A 282-nucleotide genomic window follows, 5' to 3' on the forward strand; every position below is an offset into this window, starting at 1 on the left:
AGGGCAGCGAGATGCACCGGCCATGCCGCATTCACGATGGCCACCCAGATGCCGGTCTACTTCGCCCACCCCCACTCCCCCTGGGAGAGAGGCAGCAACGAGAACACAGGCGGACTGATCCGCGACTACCTCCCCAAAGGCACCCAGATACCCCAACACCAGCCCTACCTCACCGCCATCGCTGAAGAACTCAATGAACGCCCCCGAGCAACACTGGGCTACCTCACCCCACGCGAAGCCTTCCAACGACTCCTCGTTGCTTCCACCACTTGACACTGCCGA

Annotated in this window: 1 protein-coding gene; it reads left to right on the forward strand. The window is 62.4% G+C overall.

Annotation, left to right across the window (positions count from 1 at the left end):
- On the forward strand, positions 1–273 hold a 273-nt coding region (locus EII35_RS15715), incomplete at its 5' end, for an IS30 family transposase (protein ID WP_148098986.1).
- Between the last annotated feature and the right edge of the window lie 9 nt (positions 274–282).

The organism is Arachnia propionica, assembly GCF_003932785.1.
Classification (GTDB): domain Bacteria; phylum Actinomycetota; class Actinomycetes; order Propionibacteriales; family Propionibacteriaceae; genus Arachnia; species Arachnia propionica_B.